16 protein-coding genes are annotated in these 18,928 nt (G+C 63.6%); 8 read left to right on the forward strand and 8 right to left on the reverse strand.

Annotated elements, in window-relative coordinates; translation table 11 throughout:
- Window positions 1–248 precede the first annotated feature (248 nt).
- From F6X61_RS21270 to F6X61_RS21290, 5 genes are all read left to right on the forward strand, one after another.
- The gene (locus F6X61_RS21270) at window positions 249–1,769 is read left to right on the forward strand and encodes a fumarate hydratase (protein ID WP_110994918.1); all 1,521 of its coding nucleotides are present in this window, start codon (window positions 249–251) and stop codon (window positions 1,767–1,769) included.
- Window positions 1,770–1,972: 203 nt separating this feature from the next.
- Window positions 1,973–3,985 carry a hypothetical protein gene (locus F6X61_RS21275; RefSeq protein ID WP_153788403.1) on the forward strand — a complete coding sequence of 671 codons (2,013 nt, stop codon included), beginning with the start codon at window positions 1,973–1,975 and terminating at the stop codon, window positions 3,983–3,985.
- 176 nt (window positions 3,986–4,161) lie between these two features.
- Complete coding sequence (locus tag F6X61_RS21280; protein WP_153788404.1) at window positions 4,162–5,124, forward strand: hypothetical protein; 963 nt, start codon at window positions 4,162–4,164, stop codon at window positions 5,122–5,124.
- Window positions 5,125–5,187: 63 nt separating this feature from the next.
- Window positions 5,188–7,788, forward strand: a complete 2,601-nt coding sequence (locus F6X61_RS21285; protein ID WP_153788405.1) for a hypothetical protein — start codon at window positions 5,188–5,190, stop codon at window positions 7,786–7,788.
- Window positions 7,785–10,247: an RHS repeat-associated core domain-containing protein gene (locus F6X61_RS21290; protein WP_153788406.1), complete on the forward strand. Its 2,463-nt coding sequence runs from the start codon at window positions 7,785–7,787 to the stop codon at window positions 10,245–10,247. The genes F6X61_RS21285 and F6X61_RS21290 overlap by 4 nt, the downstream gene beginning before the upstream one ends.
- Here F6X61_RS21290 and F6X61_RS21295 read toward each other — a convergent pair.
- Both F6X61_RS21295 and F6X61_RS21300 read right to left on the reverse strand, forming a co-directional pair.
- Window positions 10,235–11,119, reverse strand: a complete 885-nt coding sequence (locus tag F6X61_RS21295; protein WP_153788407.1) for a carbon-nitrogen hydrolase family protein — start codon at window positions 11,117–11,119, stop codon at window positions 10,235–10,237. The genes F6X61_RS21290 and F6X61_RS21295 overlap by 13 nt on opposite strands.
- On the reverse strand, window positions 11,116–11,706 hold the full coding sequence (locus F6X61_RS21300; RefSeq protein WP_153788408.1) for a GNAT family acetyltransferase: 591 nt from the start codon (window positions 11,704–11,706) through the stop codon (window positions 11,116–11,118). Before F6X61_RS21300 ends, F6X61_RS21295 begins: the two co-directional genes overlap by 4 nt.
- A 115-nt stretch (window positions 11,707–11,821) precedes the next feature.
- Here F6X61_RS21300 and F6X61_RS21305 point away from each other — a divergent pair, with 115 nt between their 5' ends.
- Complete coding sequence (locus F6X61_RS21305; RefSeq protein ID WP_125465434.1) at window positions 11,822–12,220, forward strand: nuclear transport factor 2 family protein; 399 nt, start codon at window positions 11,822–11,824, stop codon at window positions 12,218–12,220.
- 153 nt (window positions 12,221–12,373) lie between these two features.
- Here the strand turns inward: F6X61_RS21305 and F6X61_RS21310 are convergent, their stop codons facing one another.
- The 6 genes from F6X61_RS21310 to F6X61_RS21335 form a co-directional block, all read right to left on the reverse strand.
- Complete coding sequence (locus F6X61_RS21310; protein WP_153788409.1) at window positions 12,374–12,952, reverse strand: DJ-1/PfpI family protein; 579 nt, start codon at window positions 12,950–12,952, stop codon at window positions 12,374–12,376.
- A gap of 74 nt (window positions 12,953–13,026) precedes the next feature.
- Window positions 13,027–14,184, reverse strand: a complete 1,158-nt coding sequence (locus F6X61_RS21315; protein WP_153788410.1) for a phosphatidylserine/phosphatidylglycerophosphate/cardiolipin synthase family protein — start codon at window positions 14,182–14,184, stop codon at window positions 13,027–13,029.
- 1 nt (window position 14,185) lies between these two features.
- Window positions 14,186–14,779, reverse strand: a complete 594-nt coding sequence (locus F6X61_RS21320; RefSeq protein WP_153788411.1) for a YceI family protein — start codon at window positions 14,777–14,779, stop codon at window positions 14,186–14,188.
- Between the two features lie 44 nt (window positions 14,780–14,823).
- Window positions 14,824–15,120 (reverse strand): amidase, encoded by a 297-nt coding sequence (locus F6X61_RS21325; protein WP_153788412.1) that lies wholly within the window; start codon window positions 15,118–15,120, stop codon window positions 14,824–14,826.
- Window positions 15,117–16,193 (reverse strand): serine hydrolase, encoded by a 1,077-nt coding sequence (locus F6X61_RS21330; RefSeq protein WP_153788413.1) that lies wholly within the window; start codon window positions 16,191–16,193, stop codon window positions 15,117–15,119. The genes F6X61_RS21325 and F6X61_RS21330 overlap by 4 nt, the downstream gene beginning before the upstream one ends.
- Window positions 16,194–16,350: 157 nt before the next feature.
- Window positions 16,351–17,238 carry an acyl-CoA dehydrogenase gene (locus F6X61_RS21335; RefSeq protein WP_153788414.1) on the reverse strand — a complete coding sequence of 296 codons (888 nt, stop codon included), beginning with the start codon at window positions 17,236–17,238 and terminating at the stop codon, window positions 16,351–16,353.
- 146 nt (window positions 17,239–17,384) lie between these two features.
- On the opposite strand from F6X61_RS21335, the gene olsB reads away from it, so the two are divergent.
- Together olsB and F6X61_RS21345 are read left to right on the forward strand one after the other, a co-directional pair.
- Window positions 17,385–18,140 carry an L-ornithine N(alpha)-acyltransferase gene (olsB, locus tag F6X61_RS21340; protein ID WP_153788415.1) on the forward strand — a complete coding sequence of 252 codons (756 nt, stop codon included), beginning with the start codon at window positions 17,385–17,387 and terminating at the stop codon, window positions 18,138–18,140.
- Window positions 18,140–18,928: a lysophospholipid acyltransferase family protein gene (locus F6X61_RS21345; RefSeq protein WP_153788416.1), complete on the forward strand. Its 789-nt coding sequence runs from the start codon at window positions 18,140–18,142 to the stop codon at window positions 18,926–18,928. Before olsB ends, F6X61_RS21345 begins: the two co-directional genes overlap by 1 nt.

The following is an 18,928-nucleotide window of genomic DNA, read 5'->3' on the forward strand; positions in this document are numbered from 1 at the left end:
ACGCAGTACTCTCTACGCTACAACGTCGGGCCACTCCATCCAACCGTCACAGCAAAAACGATGCCCGCCCCGCAGCCGACCAAGGTCCAGACCACCCGCAGGTGTTTCCCACGGCGGGGCGCGGTATACTGCCGCGCCTTTTTGCCCCGGCCCGACCAGCCGGAGCCTTGCCAGGCACTGCCGACATACCGGTGTGCGTTGTCGGTGTGCCTATTTGAATGTTCCCGTCTTTAAGAGGAGCGCGCTGCATGACCGTGATCAAGCAAGACGACCTGATTCAGAGCGTTGCCGACGCCCTGCAATTCATCTCGTACTACCACCCCGTCGACTTCATCCAGGCGATGCACGAGGCCTACCTGCGTGAAGAGTCGCCCGCCGCGCGTGACTCGATCGCCCAGATCCTGATCAACTCGCGCATGTGCGCCACCGGCCACCGCCCGATCTGCCAGGACACCGGTATCGTCACCGTGTTCGTGCGCGTGGGCATGGACGTACGCTGGGACGCCACCCTGAGCGTCGACGACATGATCAACGAAGGTGTGCGCCGCGCCTACAACCTGCCCGAGAACGTCCTGCGCGCCTCGATCCTGGCCGACCCGGCCGGTGCCCGCAAGAACACCAAGGACAACACCCCGGCCGTCATCCACTACTCCATCGTCCCCGGCGACAAGGTAGAGGTCGATGTCGCAGCCAAGGGCGGCGGTTCGGAAAACAAGTCGAAGATGGCCATGCTCAACCCGTCCGACTCGATCGTCGACTGGGTGCTCAAGACCGTCCCGACCATGGGCGCTGGCTGGTGCCCGCCAGGCATGCTGGGCATCGGCATCGGCGGTACCGCCGAGAAAGCCGCGGTCATGGCCAAGGAAGTGTTGATGGAGTCCATCGACATTCATGAGCTCAAGGCCCGTGGCCCGCAGAACCGCATCGAAGAGATCCGCCTGGAGCTGTTCGACAAGGTCAACCAGCTCGGCATCGGCGCCCAGGGCCTGGGCGGCCTGACCACCGTGCTCGACGTCAAGATCATGGACTACCCGACCCACGCCGCCTCCCTGCCGGTGTGCATGATCCCCAACTGCGCCGCCACCCGTCACGCCCACTTCGTGCTCGACGGTTCCGGCCCTGCCGAACTGGAAGCACCGTCGCTGGACGCCTACCCGGAAATCGTCTGGGAAGCCGGCCCGAGCGCCCGTCGCGTCAACCTCGACGAAATCACCCCGGAAGAGGTCGCCAGCTGGCAGCCAGGCGAGACCATCCTGCTCAACGGCAAGATGCTCACCGGCCGCGACGCCGCGCACAAGCGCATGGTCGAGATGCTCAACCGCGGCGAAGAGCTGCCGGTCGACCTCAAAGGCCGCTTCATCTATTACGTCGGCCCGGTCGACCCGGTCGGTGACGAAGTGGTAGGCCCAGCCGGCCCGACCACCGCCACCCGCATGGACAAGTTCACCCGCCAGATCCTCGAGCAGACCGGCCTTCTGGGCATGATCGGCAAGTCCGAACGTGGCCCGACCGCCATCGAAGCGATCAAGGACAACAAGGCCGTGTACCTGATGGCCGTCGGCGGCGCCGCCTACCTGGTGGCCCAGGCCATCCGCAAGTCGAAGGTCCTGGCCTTCGCCGAGCTGGGCATGGAAGCGATCTACGAGTTCGAAGTGAAGGACATGCCAGTCACCGTTGCGGTGGACAGCAAGGGTGAATCGGTGCACATCACCGGCCCTGCACTGTGGCAGAGCAAGATCGCCGAAAGCCTGGCGGTGGAAGTGAAGTAATCTTCGTCCACGCGATATAAAACGCCCGGCCATTGCCGGGCGTTTTTATTCAGTTTAATTATTTTCAATCTCATTTCCAGCCTCTCTCAGCATCCGCTACAGGGATACTGCCGGGATTACAACCTGTTATTGTTATCAGGTTTCAGCCGCCAGCTTCTTTAACAAAAATCCTACCTGAACGCCCACAATCAGGTCAGGCCATCATGACAAGAATTCGCTCAATCACCGACTGGCTCAATCGCTTTGAAATCACTGTTTCATCCGCCAGCACCTCTGTTTACAACAATAGCCGGCAACAAGTGCAAGTCACCATTTTGGCGAGACCACAAGATGGAGAAACCATTAGCGAAACAGAATTTGCTTCATTGCGTATTGTCAGCCAGCAGGTCGTCGGCACTTACGTCCCACTTCCACAGAATCATGCCTCGGCGCCCTGGTTTTATAGCGACCAACACGACGAGCGATTCGACTATTTCCCCACCTTGACTCTCCCGGTGCCCCCCGAACCACCGACGCCTCCCGGAATGAACGAAAAGAATTTGATCCGTGAGGACAACATGTCCTATTGGCCGAATGACGACGAAACTCGCTACAAGCAGCTTTATATTCATAGTCGAGCGCCGGCTGGCAGCAAAGTGACCCTGCGAGTGGCCATCACCCGGGATGCCGATGGTGGCGGAAAGGGCGAGGACTATTACTCTGACGACGCCTATGAAAGTTCCATTGACCTCTATGCCCATCCGGCGCCCAATTACGCTTTCCCTCAAGACTATCAATGGACGCAGACCCGAAACGAAGGCGACACCGTCGGCGGTTCCCTCTTCATTCACGAGCACCGTTTGACGCCCATTGAAGTACCCTTTTCTTATGCGGCATTCGAGACGGGTGATACCAAAGGCATGATCCGCTGGCAGGATCATCAGCCAGATCAGACCTTCGCATCACACGTCGGCATCGCGCTGCCTGGTGACAAGACGGTGCACTACGACACTGGTATCAGTCTGGGCGACCACTTCCCTGCGCGTCAGGTCAAAGAGGTCAAGACCGACAACACCGGCGCGGTCATCGTGCTACTGCAAGGTGACAACCAGATCCCCTACTACACCGCAGGCAGCGATCGCCAGGGCCCTTGTCGAATATCCGCCTATGATCGGCATGGTAACCGTCATCGCTTGTCCATCGCCTTTGACGATACACAGTCGGACCCGTTGGGCCGTCGCGTCAAGCTCACAGTGGTTAACACAAGCGCCCTGGACGAACAGACCACGCCTTCACGTGTCGCCAACATTGCGTTCTTTCAGGTGAAAGGCATCGGCTCGCCGAATAACAACACGGCCTGCAGACTTCACAATAGCGGCAGGCAAGCCACTTACATCGACATCGTGATACGCGCGCTCGATGACCAACAGCAGCCCGTAACCCTCACCCAAGACGAGTTGAGCAGGATCGTACTGGTAAGCTACGACACGGGGGCATTGCTGGGGAGCGAGTATTCGAACTACATGGATTATAACCGGCGTTTCCCAGATGACTTGTTCGATGTCCTGGATGCAGTGGTTTTGGCACCCACAACCTCCATGCAAAATGACCAGACCGTACGATTCTGGGTAAAAACCATCGCCACGACAAATTTGCAGGTTGCAGCTCGCCTGGTATTAGAGGGTGTCACGTACCACACTCATCAAAAAGACTTGCCTTTTGGAGGCAGCACGGTCTCCGGCAAGTCAAATAGCTCGGCAACCCTAAGCCCCGTCAGCAAGAGCTACAATCTCACCCCGTCCAGTTTCAGTTACGGCCGCACCGATCATTCCAACAACGACGGAAAGGACATAGATCTTTACAGGCTGTGGATAACAGATGGCCGGTTTAGATTGTCCTATTCCTCGGAAGGTGACCGATTGCACTACCAAAAATACGCTGATGAACAACAAAAAATCCAGCAACACTACGCGCTCGATCGAAAACGCACCGTCAGAGTGAGCCCACATCACACAGTCACCGCTGAAATAAATGCCATACCTGGGAATGCCTATGGATCACGACTGCTTACAACCGACGAATACAGTATTCCGTACACAGACGTCGGCTACCAGATAACTTACTACGATCAAAATGGTTATGGCTGGAAATTATGGGTTCACAACGAAACAGGCAGCTACGGAAATTCATTGCAATGGAGTGGTGCTAGATTCGTTGATCTAAAACAGGATCCATGATTTCCGCTGGCTGCAAGCAATCCTGTGGGAACGTTCGCTCCGGTATGCGTCCTTGCACGAGGGCGCTCAGGGGATATTGACCAGAATAGACAGGGGCCCGGGCAAGACATATATAACGCTCACCGCGCCCTTGGTCCCACTTTAATGAGCCCTCACCTCCCACAAAGGAAGGGCTCATGACCCACACACCAACCGCCAACCAATGGCTTCGTCGTTTCCGCCTCGATATCACCTCCAGCTCCAACCGCGTCTACGCCAATGGCCGCCAACAGGTGGAGATCACCGTCACCCTCGAGCCTCGGGACGGCGAGACCGTCACCGAGCAGAACCTGGCCACCCTGGAACTGCTGCAGGTCGATGACGATGGCAACATCCGCGTCCTGGACAGCGAACTGCGCGCCCATGACGAACGCGACCCGCGCTTTGCCTACCACACGGCATCCGGTGTCGTGCCAAGCCCGCTCATGGAATCGTCCAGCCGTACCATTCGCCGCCGCTTCTACGTGACCTCGACCCTCCCGGGCGGCACCCTGAGCACTGTGTACGCCGGGATCTGGAAGGACGAGCAGAGCCATTTCGAAACCGACGTCGCTCCCTTCAAATCTTCAGTTGTCATCGAATCCATCGCACCACACCACCTACCCGACTCGGCCTTCCAGCTCGTGATGCAAGACAGGATCAGTTACAAGGAAAACAGCGGCAACTACTGGGATGACGAGATAGAGCACGACGTCGGCTACTTCGGTTTCAAGGATCCCAACAATCTCATCATCGAGAGCCTTGCGCGTGCGGTGCCCAGTGGCGAGACATTCTATGTAGCCAACCATTGGGACCATGCGTTGATTTCATTCGAACTCACCAACGACTACAGCCAGACCACCAGGCTTCGGGCCTATGCCGTGGGTGACGCGTTCGAGCTCGACGTCGGTGCGCCCCAAGGCCGACTGACCCAGCGCCCCCATCACATGACGTTGCACCGTTTCTACCGCAGGTTCTACGCGCGTCACTGGAATGGCCACGCCCAGGACCCGAGCCTGTGGACGATCATCGACCGCGACGGCAACGAGCACAGCGTCGAGTTCCTCGCCAGCAATGGCGGTAATGCCATCGACTTCCGAGTTCTCCCGAACCACGCCTGATGTGAATGCCCGTTGCCCTCTGGCTGCGCGACGGGTGCCCTCGGCTCAACTCAGGAGACTTGCATGTCCACCCTGCATACCCAAGCCAGCAACTTTCTGGACTGCTTCAAGACCGGCGTAGACAACCGTACAGGCCAGTTCACTTTGGCCATCGCGTTACCACTGCCCCCCGCCAACCAACTCTGCGGGCCTTCGCTTTCTCTGACCCTGAGCTTCGACATGCTGGCATCGACAGCCAATCGAGGCTATGGCCTGGGGTGGAACCTGGGCCTGTCCGAACTCGACTTGAATCAACAAGCACCGAGTCTGCGGCTGGGGTCGGGCGAACGTTTCGCCATTGACCTGGACGCATCGGCACTGTCGAACAATGGTCAATTGGCATTTTTCGACCTGAAACTGAATACCCTCCGTGTCACCACCCAGGCCGATGGCAGTTTTCGGGTGCAGCGCAAATCCGGGGAAAGCGAGATTCTCAGGCAGCAGGACAGCGACAGCAGTCGTTATCTGCTAAGCGAGTTGCACTCACCCGAGGGCCGTAGATTGTTCGTCGACTGGCTGCCCCACGCCGAAGGCGACTACGTGCTCCATCGCATCCGCGACGAACAGCGCACATTGCTCACACTTGATGAACTCCAGGGCGACCTGCACTTCACGCTCAACCCCCACACCGAACGCGCAGCGACCTTGCGTGCGCAACTGAGCAACGACTGGCTGACTCACCTTTACCTGCCGGGGATGGAACAACCGTTCACTATCGAGTACGAGCCCGTCGACCTGATCGGCGATACCCAATCTTTGCTTCCCAGCCACATCCGCAGCCCCCTGGGCGCCATGGACTTCATCCATTGGGCAATTGGCAGCGAGGGTCACCGTACGCCTGCCGGTTCACCATTGCCCTTCCTGCCACGCGTGGTCGCCTGGACCCACACCGCCGGTAGCCGTGACAACGAGCTCAACCGCAGCTACGAATGGATCGGCGACCACAACTTTCTGGGTTTCGGCAGCGACCAGGCCTTCGAATGGCACAGCGGGCGCGACAACCTGTACCAGGTGCAAAGCGACTATCACTACGAAGTCATCGAAACCCTGACCGACGGCCATGGCCGGACGCTCGGCATGCTCCACTTCACCTGGAACCGCTACCACCTGCTGGTCAGTGAACGGTCGCGCCTGGGGCACTGCGAGACACGCAAGGTCACCACCTATGGTGAAGACCCAAGCCTGGCCTGGGGCCAGCAACCGGCCTCGTGCCAGTTGCCCCATGAGGTCTCCATCACCTACGTAGACCATGCCCAGGGCGGCGCCAGCCGCAGCGAAGTCACTACCTACCGGTACGATGACTGGGGCAACATGCTGCTCGCTCGCCACCCGTCGGGTTTAGAGGAAATCAGCGAGTACTACCCAACGACAGGGGCCGAAGGCTGCCCCGCCGATGCCCTGGGCATGGTGCGGCTGCTCAGCAAGAAGACCGTGAAGCCTGCCCCGGCAGAGGGCCAGGCGCCGACGCTCGGCACCCTCTACACCTACCAGGCCCTGCCTTCGCTGATCGAGGGCGCACCGGCGCATATCGTAGTAGCGAGCGAACAAGGCCTGAGTGATACGGCGCAGCACGTGCTGGAGCACACCGAACAGTCCTATTGCAGGGTGCCAGGCCCACACTATGGGCGCCTGCAAAGCACCGCCACGACCTTGAATGGCAAGACCACCACCACCGAGTACCGCTACAGCATCGCGCAAGACGACCTGGTCACCCAGACCACCGTGATCGGCTTCGAGAACGATGCCGAGAACCGTTCGACCAGCAGTGATGGGCAATCCCTGCTGAGCGGGCTGATCAGCTGGCAACGCAGCGAAACAGGTGCACTGGAGCGCTATGCCTACGATGCCCTCGGCCGCATCCTGCTCACGACCACTGCCAGCGCAAGCCCGTACCAAGTCCAGCAGCAGGTGCGCTACCACCTGGGCGACGACCTTGCCCGCCAGGCACGACCAGATGCAGCCCTCAATCCGGTGATGATCGAAAAGACCGAAGCCTCTGGCCGGCGTCGCCGCCAGTGGCTCGACGGCGATGGCCAAGCGGTGTGTGAGGAACTGGAGGACATCGACAAGGCGCCCGGCACCTTCAGAATCCTGGCCCGCATGCAGTACGACGCCCTGGGCCGACGTGTAGGCCAGACCACCTTCGACTGGTTCGACGAAGACCGCCCGGCGCTAAGCCTGACCAACACCCAAGTCTACGACGATTGGGGGCAGCCAGCATTGACCATCAGCCCCGAAGGGATCGAACACCATGTCCGCCATGATCCGGTCACCCAACGCACCGAACGGTGGCAGGCGGTCGCATCACTCAAAGGGCCCAAGCAAGTATTGCAGGTCAATGCTACGGGTAGCCCGATCCAGCAACAGGATTTCGACAGCGATGGCCACCTGGTGCGCACCCTGACGCTGGTGCGCGACGGCCTCGACCGCGTCATCGAGGAACGCCTCGGCGTGCAGGGCAAGCCCGACGACGTGACCCACAGTCGCTACGACCACTACTCGCGCCTGATCGAGCGAACGCTCGCCGACGGCACCCGCCTGGCCTGGACGTACGCGGCCCACAGCGATGACCAGCACATCCAGACCATCGCCATCACCCCAGCACACTCGCAGGCATCCACATGAGCAGCGATACCTTCATCCTCGGTCGTCAGACCTTCGACGGCCTTGGCCGCCAACGCTCGGTCGACGTCGCCGGGCGCACCACCCTCTACCATTACCGCCCCGGCCAGTTGCCGCCCACCGCCAATACCATGGCCGATGGTGTGCAGGTTGCGTTCGACTATGAACCTCAGTTGGGCAATGCGCTGCTGGCCAGCCACAGCGAAGACAGCCCACGCCAACACCTGGAATATCACGCCTCACTGGGGATGCCCGCCAGCGCCAGCGGCGGCGTGGGTAGCCACCACTGGCAGTTCGCCGCCTCAGGCCAGCCTTTGCGCGAGCGCTGGCACGTCGACGGCGAGGAGCATGTGACGCATTGGCGCCACTCGCTGGACGGCCTGCTGCTGGGCTTCACCGACAGTGGCGGCATCGAGCACCAGCGTCATCACGATGCCTTCGGCAGGCTCGCTGAATTGGTGGTCGGCAAGGTGCGCACCAGCATCAGCTATGACGCCTTCTCCCGCCCTGAAACAATCAGCACCCACGACCCTCAGGATGACCGCCATCTGGCCAGGCACCTGAGCTACGACAGCATGGGGCGCGAGCGGCACATCCGTTTCACGCTGACCGATGCCGGGCAGACCCGGACGTACACCCAGACCGTCGCCTATTCCGCTCTGGACCAGATGATCTCGCGGGTCTGGAGTGACGGTGCCAAGCAAGGCACAGAGACCTTCGCCTACGATGTACGGGGTCGCCTGCAGCGCTATACGGCCGACTTGCTGGCGGCGCCAGCGGACCCGTTCGGCAATCCGATCGTCGAGCAGGTTTTCACCTTCACTGCCCTTGACGGACATGACCGGGTCATCACCCACTTCGCCGATGGCAGCCATGATGAGGCGCACTACCGTTACGCCGAGCATGACCCGGCCCAGGTGGTTTCGATCACCCACAGCCACCCGAGTTGGCCAAGCCGGATCGACCTCACCTATGACGCCTGCGGCCGATTGATCGGCGACAGCCTCGGCCGTCGGCTGGGCTGGGATGCCGAAGGTCGACTCGCCCAGGTGGAGCTGCGCGGCAGCACCTGCGGCTATGGCTATGACAGCAACGGCCAGCTTTGCGACCGTGTGCTCGACGGCCAGCTCACCCGTGGTTTCTTCAGTGGCCCGCAACTGACCCATGAACAACAGCCCCGGCAGCGACTCGAGATGATCGGCGAGGGTAGCGCGTTGTTCGCACTGACCAGGCAGGCGGCTGGCGAACGCCAGGTCACCCTGCTCGGCTGCGACGGCCAGGGCAGCGTGCGCCTGGAAGCGGACAGCAACGTGCGCGAACGGCGTTACAGCAGCCATGGCGGCGAACACCACGACGACGCCATGGTGCCGTTCGGCTTCAGCGGCGAACGTCGCGACCCGCTGACAGGCTGGCTGATCCCCGGTGGCTACCGCCCCTACGATCCGCTGTTGATGCTGTTCCTCGCCCCCGACAGTGAAAGCCCGTTCGGACGCGCAGGCCTGAACGCCTACAGCTATTGCGGTGGCGACCCGGTCAACCGCATTGACCCGGATGGCCACAGCTGGGTCACCTGGACCCTGGCCGGCGTAGGCCTGGCCATCGGGGCGGCAGTGACGCTGGCGAGCCTGGGTACCGCCGCACCGGCCGTCGCCACTGTCCTCGCCGGGGGAATGGGTGCACTGAGCGCCAGCAACGCCCTGGCGATCACCACGGCGGCCCTCAACGCGGTCTCGCTCGGCACCGGGGCGGCCAGTGTCGCCCTGCAGGCCAGTGGTAGCGACGAGCGCGCCGCCAATGTCCTGGGCTGGGTTTCCTTGGGTACCGGCATCGCCAGCGTGGCGACCGGGCTGGCGCCGTCCGCCGCGAAGCTCGCAGCCAAGTTCTCGAATGCGACCGGCCGCGCGGCCAGCAAGCTGGCGCACTTCAAGAGCTACAGGGTTGGGCCCGGTAGCGGGCAACGCCCGGCCACGGTGTTGTTCGGCACCAGCAAGGATGGCAGCGACGTGGCCTTCATCCCTCATCTGTACGGCGAGGAAACCGCCGCCTTCATGACCCACGGGCACCCCCTGGGCATGCTCATGAATGCCCAGGGCCAGGCCGACGACGCCGTGAACATCGCCAGGAACCTGATCGCCCCGCGCCTGGCCGAAATGGGCTATCCGGCCGAGCGCAAGCTCGTGCTGCTGGCCTGTTGGGGTGGCAAGAGCGGCGCGGCGCAGAAAATTGCCAACGAGCTGCGCCGCCCCGTGGAAGCCTACAGCCAGAAAATCTTCCTGCAGGGTGCCGCCGCCCTGCAAATGCCTCGAACCTCGGAGCCCCTCTGGAAGGCGAGCATCAACAATCTGCCGGTTTACAAACCCTCATTGGCCACCCGCGCATGGAACCGGTTCAACGGACATTTCCCAGCCTTCAGCGACCAGCCGTACGCACTCGCCAAGAGCAAGCTCTACTACCCACAGTGAGCCGCTGACACCAGGAATTGCCCCGGCCAATCCCGTCTTGTGAGGACCTGCCCCTGCTGCCTCACTCGGCCCAGCTGCGCCAGATCGAGATCGCACAACAACCAAGCGCCACAGGCCGGATCCAGCTCGGCGCTGCAGGCCACGACGCCGTCGCTGGGTAACCCATGATCCGGCGGCACGAACAACCCGGCGCGGCCGACATTCACGTCCAGCGCCGGCGACCAGCTCGCCAGCCCCACGGTGGGGCTCTGCAACACAGCGATCTGGCTCTCCAGAGCCCGGGCCTGGGCGCCGATGCGCACGCGGTGATAACCAGCCTCGGTGTCGGTGCAGCTGGGCGCCAGGATCAGGTCGGCTCCGGCCTCGGCCAGGTGCCTGGCAAGCAAGGGGAATTCATTGTCGTAGCAGATCAGGATGCCCAGCCGCCCCAGCGCCGTATCGAACACCCGCAGCCCCTGACCGGGGGTGATGTCCCACTGCTCGTGCTCGAAACGCGTCATCATCAACTTGTCCTGATGGCCCAAGCGGCCTTCAGGGCCAAACAGCCATGCACGGTTGCGATAGTGACCATCGACATCCAGCACCGGCGCGCTGCCCGGCTGCAGGTAGACGCCGTAACGTCGGGCAATGCCTTCGCACAGCGCCAGCCAGGGTTCGATCAGCGGCTGGATGCCGGCTATCGAGCCCTTCAGGTCACTGCGCTGATCGGCGGGTAACTGGCCGCTGAGCACCAGCCCTGCGTACTCGGGCAACAACAGCAGCTGCGCGCCCTGTTCGGCTGCCTCGGCGCACAGCCGTTCAAGGTGTGCCGCGTAAGCCTCCCAGGTTTCGAACAGCTCGATGGCGTACTGGCAGGCGGCGAGGCGGATCATGCCGGCAGTGCCTTGAGCCAGAACGACATGATCTTGCTCGACTGCTCCTGCTCGTCGAGGTCGCGCCAGCTGTAGGTTGTGCGCAGCGAGGGTTCATGCAGAAAGCCACGGTTGCGCCAGAAGCCATGCAAGGGTTTGTAGTCCGAAGGCCGGCGCGGATGCCCGGCCGGGCGCTCCACCGCGCAGAAGGCGCAATAGTCGAACTCGGCCAGCTTGTGGGCATAGGACTCGCGCTCGATGAAAAAGCGCACGCCCAGGCCTTGCCCGCGGTAGGCCGGCAGCAGCACCGACTCACCGAAGTAGTAGACCGAGGCCGGGTCACGGCCCTGGGCCAGGAACGGCTGCTGAAACTCGGGCGTCTCGTCCACCAGCGGCAGGCCGGTTGAAGCGCCAACCACTTGGCCGCCGTCCAACGCCAGCACTACCAGGCTGCGCCCCGACTGGGCATAGGTGGCCAGGTAATCGGCTTCGTAGGCTTCAGTGCCTTCGTAGAGGTAGGGAAACTCGCGGAACACCGTCAGGCGCAGGCGAGCGAGGTCATCGATGTAAGGCGCGATGGCGGCGCCATGGAGCAGGCGAATTTCCATGGGGGGCGGTCGTTTTGTCGATGTGGATGACGCGCTCGGCTAAGCCGGGCCTGAGGGGAAACCCTATCATCGGGCCCAGGCCATTCCCTTTCCCCTGCGCGACAGGTATTTCTCCATGACCGCTACCGAACTCGTCACCGCCTACTACAACGCCTTCAACGCCGGCGACATGCCAGCCTTCCTCGCCCTGCTCAGCGAGGACGTGATCCATGACATCAACCAGGGCGAGCGGCAGATGGGCAAGGCCAGGTTTGCCGCGTTCATGGACAAGATGAACCGCTGCTATCGCGAGCGGTTGGCCGATCTGGTGGTGATGCAGAACGCCGAAGGCAACCGCGCGGCGGCGGAGTTCACCGTGCATGGCGAGTACCTGGCCGACGATGAAGGGCTGCCGCCGGCCAATGGTCAGAAGTATGTGCTGGCGGCGGGAGCGTTCTTCTACATTCACTGCGGCAAGATTGCCCGGGTGAGCAACTACTACAACCTCAATGACTGGGTCGAGCAGGTGGGTTGAAAGATCAGCAGGCCGCGTACCCTGTGGGAGCGGGTTTACCCGCGAAGCAAGCGACGCGGTACATGGCACCGGCTTCGCCGGTGTTCGCGGCTAAAGCCGCTCCCACAGGCCCCTGCTAAATCAACCAGTCATGTGCAGCTCTGTGGCAGAAGGTCAGGCGATCCGCGTCCCCAGCACCTTGAGAAACGCCGCCAGCCAAACCGGATGCGCAGGCCACGCCGGCGCGGTCACCAGGTTGCCATCCACATGCGCCTGGTCCACCGCGATGTCGATGAACCGCCCCCCGGCCAGCCTCACTTCCGGCGCGCAGGCCGGGTAGGCGCTGCATTCGCGGCCTTCCAGCACCCCGGCTGCCGCCAGCAGCTGCGCGCCATGGCACACCGCGGCAATCGGCTTGCCCGCCTGGTCGAACGCCCTCACCAGCTCCAGCACTTTCTCATTCAAGCGCAGGTACTCCGGCGCTCGCCCGCCAGGGATCAGCAGCGCGTCATAGCTTTCGGCCCGCACCTGGACGAAGTCGTAGTTCAGGGCGAAGTTGTGCCCGGGCTTCTCGCTGTAGGTCTGCTCGCCCTCGAAGTCGTGGATCGCCGTACGCACGGTCTGCCCCGCGATCTTCTCCGGGCATACCGCATGGACGGTATGGCCCACCATGGCCAGGGCCTGGAACGGCACCATCACCTCGTAGTCTTCGACGTAGTCACCGACCAGCATGAGAATTTTCTTCGCCGTCATCGCATCCACTCCTTCCGTTGCATGGGAACAATCCCAGCACGATAGTCCGCTTTGCCGGCCAGCGATATAAGCCGCTAGTCGCGTCGGTTAAGCAGGTTGGCTACTAGCCGGTCCAGCCAGCCCCACAACCGCTGCTGCACCCGCCGCCACAACGGCCGGGCATGCCAGCGGGCCAGGTCGACCTCCAGGCTCTGGGCGAAATCGCGCTCGAAGCTTTCGGCCACGGCGGCGGTCAGCGGCGGGTCGAGTGCTTCGACGTTGGCTTCGAGGTTGAAGCGCAGGTTCCAGTGGTCGAAGTTGCACGAACCGACACTGACCCAGTCGTCCACCAGCACCATCTTCAGGTGCAGGAAGCACGGCTGGTATTCGAAGATCCGCACCCCGGCGCGCAGCAACCGGGGGTAATAGCGGTGGCCAGCGTAGCGCACCGCCGGGTGGTCGGTGCGCGGGCCGGTGAGCAGCAGGCGCACATCGACCCCCTTCTGCGCGGCGCGGCGCAACGAGCGGCGCACGCTGAAGGTGGGCAAGAAGTACGGGGTGGCCAACCAGATACGCTGCTGGCCGCTGTTCAATGCGCGTACCAGCGCATGCAGGATGTCCTTGTGCTGGCGGGCATCGGCATAGGCCACCCGGCCCATGCCCTGCCCCTGCGCCGGCACCTGCGGCAAGCGCGGCAGGCCAAAACCTTCGGGGGGGCGCCAAGCAGTACGCCGTTGGTTGGCGGTCCATTGACGGTCGAACAGCAGTTGCCAGTCGCCGACCAACGGCCCCTGGATACCCACCATCACTTCGTGCCATTCGCTGGTGGCTTCGCCGGGCTGCCAGAACTCGTCGGTGACACCGGTGCCGCCGACCACCGCCCAGCGCTCGTCCACCAGCAGCAGCTTGCGGTGATCGCGGTACAGGTTGCGCAAGCCACGGCGCCAGCGCAGGCGGTTGTACCAGCGCAGGTAGACGCCGGCCGCCAGCAACCTTTGGCGCAGGGCCGCTGGCAAAGCCAGAGAGCCATAGTCATCGAACAGGCAACGCACCCGCACGCCACGTCGGGCAGCCTGCTCGAGGGCGTCCACTACCGCCTCGGCACAAGCGCCGCCTTCAACCAGGTAAAGCTCCAGGTCAACCTGGAACTCGGCGCGCACGATGGCCAGCAGCATGCGCGGAAAGAATTCGGGGCCGTCGATCAACAGTTCGAACTGGTTGCCATCCCGCCAGGGGAAGACCGGCCCCGGCATGTCAGCGGGCGTTGAAGATCAGCACCGCACTCACCGGCACCGACGGGTTGATCGACTTGAGCCCGGCGACCTTGCGCAAACGCTCAAGGCCCGGCAACAGGGCGAAGTCACTGGCGTGCAGGATCAGCGGTTCGAGGGTCACCACCTGGAAACGTCGCTCGTCCAGGCGCGTGGCCAGCAACAGGGTGTTGTAGCTGTGGGTCTGGCCGTGCACGGTGACGTTCACCGGCAGGCGCAGCTCCAGCTGGGCACCATTGGCCAGGTCGTTGATCGGGCGCAGGTCGATCTGCGCCTGCACCTTGCCTTCGGCAAAGCGCTCCACTTCGAACAGTTCGTCCCGCAGGCGCTCGTCGCGCAGCGGGATGCCGCTGCTGACCGAGTCCATCTCGATACTCACCTCGGCCGCGCCCTTGCGGTCGACTTTGCCATGCAGCACCAGGAAGCGGTTCACCTCGGCGATCTCGCCATTCTTGCCGGTGACGAAGGACAGCCGTGAGGACTCCCCATCCAGGTGCCAATTGGCGTGAGCGGGCAGGCCGACGGCCATGAACAGGGGCAGCAGCAGCGAGGGCAGAACACGGGACGGCTTGAACATGTGAAATCCTGTTACACAAGGCCGTCAACCTTACCCGCCCGGTTTCATGGCAGCAAGCGGCAGCCCACCCGTGCGCCCAGCCAGGCCGCCTCGTGGCGCCGGCCCAAGCCCTGGGCGATGACCCGGCGACCAGTGCTGTCTTCCTCAAGCAAGCCCAGCGGCAGCCACTGCTGGATGTAACCCCGGCAGTAAGCCTGATCGAAGCCCATGACGAAGCGGCACGAACAGTATTCCTTGGCCGAATAGGCCGAGAGAATGCCGGGGAAGTCCGCCAATGCCTGGCGCTCGTGCCAGGCCCAGGCCAGCAGGGCCACTACCAGTAGCAGCGTAATCCGCTTCATGCGCCCTCCCCGGCCAACGCGGCCAGCACGCGCTTGAGCAGCTCGTTGTGGCTGTAACCACCGTCGCGATCATCGGCGTAGCGCACGATCACCAGCTTCTGCGTCGGCAGCACATACAGGGCCTGGCCCCAGTGGCCGAGGGCCGCGAAGGTATCCACCGGTGCGTCGGGCCAGGGCAAGGGTTGGCCGGGCAGCGGCCGGTTGAGCCACCAGTGGCCGCCCGGGTTGGCCTCACCGGGTATCGGCTCGGCTTGCGCGAACAGGGTGCGGTTGAAGGTTACCCAGTCGGCGGGCAATACCTGGCGCTTGCCCCAACGCCCATCGCGCTGCATCAACAGGCCGATGCGGGCCAGGTCGCGCGCGCTCAGGTACAGGTAGGAGGAGCCGACCAAGGTGCCGGCGTCATCGCGCTCCCAGACCGCGCCGTCGATACCCAGCGGGGTGAACAGCGCCTGCCAGGGATAGTCATCGTACTGGCCGGCGTCGAGCATGCCATGCAAGGTGGCGGCCAGCAGGTTGCTGTCACCGCTGGAGTAGGCAAAGCGCTGGCCGGCCGCGCTGGCGGCGGGCATGGCTGCGGTGTAGGCCGCCATGTCGGCGTGGCCACGGGTGTAGAGCATGGCCACCACCGATGACTTGAGCGGTGCGTATTCGTAGTCCTCCTGCCAGGCCAGGCCGCTGGCCCAGTGCAGCAGGTCGCGCAGGCGCAGGTCGGGGTGTTGCTGCAAGGGTGGGTAATAGCGGGCAGCAGGTTCATCGAGTTTGAAGCGGCCTTCGCCGTAGGCCACGCCCAGCAACGTGGCCAGCACGCTCTTGCTCACCGACCAGGTCAGGTGCGGGGTGTCGGCGCGGGTCGGGGTGGTGTAGCGCTCATGAATGATGCGGCCATCGCGAATGATCAGCAGGGCGTCGGAGCGGATGCCGCTACGCTCGGGGGTGCGCGGCGCGAAGGCGTAGGTGTCGACGGCTTGCCAGTCGATGGCGGTTTTGTCGACCGGCCAGTCCAAGGTGGGCCAGTCCTCGGCCCAGGCAGGGCCAACAACAATGGCCAAGGCCAGCAGTATTGCCTTCATTGTGATTGCCTTCAGCTGCTCTTCGACCCATCGCGGGGCAAGCCCGCTCCCACGATATGCACTGCCCCCCCCCCAAAGATTGGATTGGCATTGAACCTTCCGTGGGAGCGGGCTTGCCCCGCGATGGCCTTGCAAATGAAGCAAGCTTTTCAGGCTTTCATGACAATCCTGCGGCAGTCCAGGCCTTGCCCAGTCGCTTTTCCCGGGCAGCACTGGCCAGCGCCAGCAACCCCTGGTCCCGCTGCCACAACTGCGCCCAATGTTCGGGTCCGGCCTTCAAGGCCTTGTCGATCTCCCCACGCAGGCTGTGAAACTGGGCAAACAAACCGCCCAGCAACAGATGCCCGGCAACGCTGTCGGCACATTGCCGGCTGCCCTCGGCACAACCGGCCAGCAGGCTGACCAGGCGCAAACGCAGGTCCTGCGGCCAGCCACACTCCTGTGCCACGCCATGCAGCCAGGCCACCAGCGCGGCAAGCACATAGAGGTCTTCGAGGGAGCGGAAGGGTTTGACGTAGGCATCCCAGCCGTCGCCGGCCAGCAATTCGCACGCGGCGTCCTTGAGCAGCAGCCGTCCATGACCCACCTCGGGCATCAACGGCAGGGTCGGCAAGGCTTCCAAAGCCACCCCCGGCTCACCCGGGTAGACCACCGCCAGCTGCAACCGCACCGCCTCACCGGGCAGTTCGCTGCGCGCCGCCACCAGCAGCCATTCGGCATCCAGCCCGGCGGTGACGAAATCCTTGCTGCCGGTCAGTCGCAGGCCCTCCAGGCGAGTGTGCATGTCGGCCGGGCGCACGCTGCGCCGCTCGGTGGCGCACAAGGCGCCGAGGCTGGCCGGGGCACTGGGCCAGAGCACACGCAAGGCGGCCTGGTAGCCGACCAGGAACGCCAGCCCCGGCGTGGCCATGGCCCGCCCGCCGAGCACCGCCAGCTCGAACGGGCTGACGGCCCCGAGGCCCTCGAGCAATGCCGCGTAGGTTTCGCCAAGGGTGGCCGCCAGCGGATGACGCAGCGGGTCGTTGAGTCGTTGCAACCAGGTCATCGGACGCTCCTTGAAGAGGGCTTGTGGGTGGGTGTCACGCAAGCATCACCAAAGGTTCACGGGGGTGACACCACCCCTACCTAGGCTGACTTTGCACAACAAAGCCGACCGGCCGCAACCCTTTGGCTGGCTTATGGAGACTCGCAATGACTCGGATCGCTCGCTCTGGCGACAACAGCCCTGAACGCCGTCTGCAAGCCGAACGCCTGGTTGGCGAGGCGGCCCTGCAGGAAGCACAGGCCCTGCGCTACAAGGTGTTCAGCGCCGAATTCAAGGCCAAGCTCAAAGGCGCCGAGCAAGGCCTGGACATGGACGACTACGACATCCATTGCCGCCACATCGGCGTGCGTGACCTGGCCACCGGTAAGCTTGTGGCCACCACCCGCCTGCTCGACCACCAGGCCGCCAGCAGCCTGGGGCGCTTCTACAGCGAAGAAGAGTTCCGCCTGCACGGCCTGCTGCAGTTGCAAGGCCCGATCCTTGAACTGGGCCGCACCTGCGTCGATGCCGACTACCGCAACGGCGGCACCATCGCCGTGCTCTGGGGCGAGCTGGCAGAGGTGCTCAACGAAGGCCGCTACAGCTACCTGATGGGCTGCGCCAGCATCCCCATGCAGGATGGCGGTGTGCAGGCCCATGCGATCATGCAGCGCCTGCGCGAGCGCTACCTGTGCACCGAGCACCTGCGCGCCGAACCGAAGAACCCGCTGCCCAACCTGGATATCCCCGGCAACGTCATCACCGAGATGCCGCCGCTGCTCAAGGCCTACATGCGCCTGGGCGCGAAGATCTGCGGCGAGCCATGCTGGGACGAAGATTTCCAGGTCGCCGACGTATTCATCCTGCTCAAGCGCGACGACCTCTGCCCGCGCTATGCCCGCCACTTCAAGGCGGCAGTCTGATGCCGCGCCTGCGGGCCTGCGCCCGCCTGCTGCGGTTGTTCATGGTCCTGGCGCTGGGCCTGGCCATGGCCAGCCTGATCGCCGTGGGCGAACGCCTGGGGCTCAAGGCATCGCTCGAACGCCGCCAACGCTGGACGCGCCTGTTCATGCAGCGCCTGGTCGGCGCCCTGCCCTTCGAGGTGCGGGTGGTCGGCAGCTTGCCGCAACAGCCGATGCTGTGGGTCAGCAACCACGTTTCCTGGACCGATATCCCACTGCTGGGCATGCTCACCCCGCTGTCGTTCCTGTCCAAGGCCGAAGTGCGCCACTGGCCGGTAGCCGGCTGGCTGGCCGAGAAGGCCGGCACCCTGTTCATCCGCCGTGGCGGTGGCGACGGCCAGCGCCTGCGCGAACAGATCAGCGGCCAGCTGCTGCAACAGCAACCGCTGCTGATCTTCCCCGAAGGCACCACCACCGATGGCCGCAGCCTGCGGACCTTCCATGGCCGCCTGCTGGCCGGTGCCATCGACCACGGCACCCCCTTGCAGCCGGTGGCGATCCGGTACCTGCGCGGTGGCGAGCCGGACCCGATCGCCCCCTTCATTGGCGAGGACGACTTGGTGTCGCACCTGATGCGCCTGTTCGGCCAGGACCGTGGCGAAGTAGTGATCCACTTGCTGGCACCGGTCACCAGCGCCGACAAGGAACGCGCCGCGCTGGCCTTCCAGGCCCAGCAGGCGATTCAACTGGCGCTGTTCGGCGCCGAGCCGGTAGAAGCGGCGCCGCGACGCCAGGCGCGTGCAGCTTGA

Origin of the sequence: Pseudomonas sp. EMN2 (genome assembly GCF_009650555.1) — a bacterium.
GTDB lineage: Bacteria > Pseudomonadota > Gammaproteobacteria > Pseudomonadales > Pseudomonadaceae > Aquipseudomonas > Aquipseudomonas sichuanensis.

Bases quoted from the DNA above. Each gene is read 5' to 3' on its own strand.
- F6X61_RS21270 (WP_110994918.1), top strand. From the start codon at position 249: ATGACCGTGATCAAGCAAGACGACCTGATTCAGAGCGTTGCCGACGCC.
- F6X61_RS21275 (WP_153788403.1), top strand. From the start codon at position 1,973: ATGACAAGAATTCGCTCAATCACCGACTGGCTCAATCGCTTTGAAATC.
- F6X61_RS21280 (WP_153788404.1), top strand. From the start codon at position 4,162: ATGACCCACACACCAACCGCCAACCAATGGCTTCGTCGTTTCCGCCTC.
- F6X61_RS21285 (WP_153788405.1), top strand. From the start codon at position 5,188: ATGTCCACCCTGCATACCCAAGCCAGCAACTTTCTGGACTGCTTCAAG.
- F6X61_RS21290 (WP_153788406.1), top strand. From the start codon at position 7,785: ATGAGCAGCGATACCTTCATCCTCGGTCGTCAGACCTTCGACGGCCTT.
- F6X61_RS21295 (WP_153788407.1), bottom strand. From the start codon at position 11,119: ATGATCCGCCTCGCCGCCTGCCAGTACGCCATCGAGCTGTTCGAAACC.
- F6X61_RS21300 (WP_153788408.1), bottom strand. From the start codon at position 11,706: ATGGAAATTCGCCTGCTCCATGGCGCCGCCATCGCGCCTTACATCGAT.
- F6X61_RS21305 (WP_125465434.1), top strand. From the start codon at position 11,822: ATGACCGCTACCGAACTCGTCACCGCCTACTACAACGCCTTCAACGCC.
- F6X61_RS21310 (WP_153788409.1), bottom strand. From the start codon at position 12,952: ATGACGGCGAAGAAAATTCTCATGCTGGTCGGTGACTACGTCGAAGAC.
- F6X61_RS21315 (WP_153788410.1), bottom strand. From the start codon at position 14,184: ATGCCGGGGCCGGTCTTCCCCTGGCGGGATGGCAACCAGTTCGAACTG.
- F6X61_RS21320 (WP_153788411.1), bottom strand. From the start codon at position 14,779: ATGTTCAAGCCGTCCCGTGTTCTGCCCTCGCTGCTGCTGCCCCTGTTC.
- F6X61_RS21325 (WP_153788412.1), bottom strand. From the start codon at position 15,120: ATGAAGCGGATTACGCTGCTACTGGTAGTGGCCCTGCTGGCCTGGGCC.
- F6X61_RS21330 (WP_153788413.1), bottom strand. From the start codon at position 16,193: ATGAAGGCAATACTGCTGGCCTTGGCCATTGTTGTTGGCCCTGCCTGG.
- F6X61_RS21335 (WP_153788414.1), bottom strand. From the start codon at position 17,238: ATGACCTGGTTGCAACGACTCAACGACCCGCTGCGTCATCCGCTGGCG.
- olsB (WP_153788415.1), top strand. From the start codon at position 17,385: ATGACTCGGATCGCTCGCTCTGGCGACAACAGCCCTGAACGCCGTCTG.
- F6X61_RS21345 (WP_153788416.1), top strand. From the start codon at position 18,140: ATGCCGCGCCTGCGGGCCTGCGCCCGCCTGCTGCGGTTGTTCATGGTC.